The sequence below is a fragment of the Mycobacterium sp. genome, assembly GCF_032161845.1.
Lineage (GTDB): Bacteria > Actinomycetota > Actinomycetes > Mycobacteriales > Mycobacteriaceae > Mycobacterium.
Genome location: NZ_JAVRQA010000157.1, coordinates 1 through 2,697, shown reverse-complemented (window position 1 = coordinate 2,697; position 2,697 = coordinate 1). Strand labels below are relative to the sequence as shown.

Annotated in this window: 3 protein-coding genes and 1 pseudogene; 1 reads left to right on the top strand and 3 read right to left on the bottom strand. The window is 68.3% G+C overall.

From position 1 onward, the window contains the following. Positions 1 to 378, bottom strand: a 378-nt coding sequence (locus tag QOD90_RS09205) for a histidine phosphatase family protein (protein WP_526348858.1), incomplete at its 3' end; no start/stop codon positions are given. A 64-nt stretch (positions 379 to 442) separates the two neighbouring features. On the opposite strand from QOD90_RS09205, the gene QOD90_RS09200 reads away from it, so the two are divergent. After that, a complete protein-coding gene (locus QOD90_RS09200) occupies positions 443 to 1,246 on the top strand; it encodes a ParA family protein (protein WP_526348856.1) in 804 nt (267 codons plus the stop codon). A 14-nt stretch (positions 1,247 to 1,260) separates the two neighbouring features. Here the strand turns inward: QOD90_RS09200 and QOD90_RS09195 are convergent, their stop codons facing one another. Together QOD90_RS09195 and QOD90_RS09190 are read right to left on the bottom strand one after the other, a co-directional pair. Further along, entirely contained in the window at positions 1,261 to 2,475 is a 1,215-nt protein-coding gene (locus QOD90_RS09195) for an Rv3212 family protein (RefSeq protein WP_526348854.1), read from the bottom strand. 30 nt (positions 2,476 to 2,505) lie between these two features. Next, positions 2,506 to 2,697 (bottom strand): annotated as a pseudogene (locus QOD90_RS09190) (DEAD/DEAH box helicase); the annotation flags it as partial.

The following is a 2,697-nucleotide window of genomic DNA, read 5'->3' as shown; positions in this document are numbered from 1 at the left end:
GGCCCGGAGACTCACCTGCGCGACAGTCTCTCCACCTGGGCAGCCGTGCGTCCAGACGAGCCAGTCGGGTACCACCTTGCGGATGTCGTTCGTGGTCGTGCCCTCGTAATCGCCGTAGTCCCATTCCGCGAGAAGGGGAGACACGTCCTCGACCTTCAGGCCGGCCAGCTCTGCGGTGACGAGAGCCCGATGCCGCGGGCTGCTGATCACGACTGGATCCTTCAGCTGAAGATCGGCCAGTGCCTCGGCGGCCAACCTCGCCTGCTCCCGCCCTTCGTCGGTGAGGTCGAGGTCGGTGCGACTGGTGTGTTTACCAGACTTCGACCACTCGGTTTCGCCGTGGCGAAGCAGCACTAAACGGTGGCTCTCGATGCTCACACCCGGGATTCTGCCCCACGCCGGAGGCGTCGCTCCCGGCGCATGCACCGACGAACGTGCTTGGATGGACACCGTGACGCGGGTTCTGGCGGTCGCCAATCAAAAGGGTGGGGTGGCCAAGACGACGACGGTGGCGTCTGTCGGCGCGGCCTTGACCGAGAAGGGTCGACGTGTGCTGCTCGTCGACCTCGACCCGCAGGGATGTCTGACGTTTTCGCTGGGCCAGGACCCCGACAAGCTGGCGGTCTCGATTCACGAGGTCCTGCTCGGTGACGTCGAACCGGACGCCGCCGTGGTGTCGACGGCCGAGGGCATGGCATTGCTGCCCGCGAACATCGATCTCGCGGGGGCCGAGGCGATGCTGCTCATGCGGGCCGGCCGCGAATACGCCCTCAAGCGCGCCCTCGCGAAGGTGGGACCCGACTACGACGTCGTGATCATCGACTGCCCACCGTCTTTGGGCGTGCTGACGCTCAACGGGCTCACGGCTGCCGGCGACGTGATCGTTCCGCTGCAGTGCGAGACGCTGGCGCACCGCGGCGTCGGCCAATTCCTGCGGACGGTCAACGACGTCCAGCAAATCACCAATTCCGAACTTCAGCTGTTGGGTGCGCTGCCGACGCTGTACGACTCGCGCACGACGCACAGCCGGGACGTGCTTCTCGACGTCGCCGACCGCTACGACCTGAAGGTCCTTGGACCGCCGATTCCGCGCACGGTCCGCTTCGCCGAGGCCAGTGCATCGGGATCGTCCGTGCTCACGGGGCGAAAGAACAAGGGCGCGAACGCCTATCGCGATCTCGCCGATGCTCTGCTCAAATACTGGAAGACGGGCAAGGCGCTGCCGACGTTCGCGCCGGAGCCGTAGTCACCGACGAGGCGTCAGGAGCCGAGGGCGACCAACGTGCCCCCGCGCTGCTCGAGCACCTGGGAGCCCGCGACCGCCGGAATCACCGCCGTCGGAATCGGTCTCCGCGCAAGGTTGACGTGGCTGACGCCCTTTCCGGTCGCGGGCTCGAACACGTCGTAGCCGCCCGTGACCGGCACCAGGAGCTTGCCCGCCATGAACGTCGCCGGTCCCACCGGGACGTTACCGGCGACCGGGCTGACCGTGTACTTGTAGCGCAGGGCGTTCGCGTCGAACACCATCACGCTGTCACCGGTCCACCACGTGACGTAGTCGCCCGCCACTGACACGGTGGCCTGGGGCGACGCCGGCTTGGACATCAGGGTGCTCGCGATGACGGTGCCCGTCTCGTCGTAGACGGTGACGACCGGTTGCGGCGTCGGAAGATAGACCGCGGTGGTGGTGCCGTTGACGGCGACGACCTGGGCGTCCGAGACGTCGGCCACGCCGGGCAGGGGAATGTGCTTCGTGTCGGGCTGGTCCTCTTCCTTGGCAGGCCGCAACAGCGTGAGCCGCATGTCTGGCTGCTGTGGGCACGACTCGAGAACCGACACCGCCGACGAGCTGGCGGCGGCGGATGCCAGCCTGCAGAGCGGCTGGGCAGGGACCTCGCGCTTGAACCGGGCGTCGAGTGCCCCATAGCTGATCGTGCGCGCCATGTCCGACCGCCACTGTTCGAGGCGGCTGTCGCCTGCCGAGAGGACCGTCGAGTCGTCGGAGCTCAACGTCACCTCTTGGTCGGCCTGCGACGTGCGCGTGGGCCCGCGTCGGCCGGTCTTGCCGTCGATCGTGCTCACCTGCCCGCACCCGCGGACATCCGGATAGACCGCCACCGCGTACTGGTAGATCGAGGTGACACCGCACAGGTCGAGGTCGCGCGCATAGCTCCAGAGCACCGCACCCGTCGCGGGATCGCGTCCGTCGACCTGGTGCCCGTCGCCCGTGACGACGCTGCCCGCCGCAATGATCGGCTCAGTCGTCTTCGGGCTTGGGGCGGTCCAGAGTTGCTTGAGCGTCACCGGGACGTCCTTGGCCGTCGTGACGGCCGGTACCGGCGTCGCCGCAGGCCTGCTGATCGTTGCGCGGGCGTCGCTGGTCCACCAGATCAGGGCAGCGGCCACGGCGATCACCACCACGATGGCGGTTGCCGCCATCAGGTCGCCCTTGGTGCGGCGTTCCGGTTTGACCACGTTCTCGACTACCGTGCCTCGCGGCCTCGTCTATCCGGCAGTTGGTGCCGCGGTGTTGGGACGACGACGCCTGCGCCGGCGCCGCGCGGGATTGGTTGCGTCGCCTGCAGGAGCACCGTCGGCCGGCGGGGCGGATTGCTCGGTGGTGTCCGTGTGTTCGGCCTTCTCGGTGTGGCCGGTCGTCTCGACGCGGCCAGCGCCTCCGCCGCGGGTGCGCTGACG

Excerpts from the sequence above, each read along its gene's own strand:
- QOD90_RS09200 (WP_526348856.1), top strand. The coding sequence starts at position 443 with ATGGACACCGTGACGCGGGTTCTGGCGGTCGCCAATCAAAAGGGTGGG.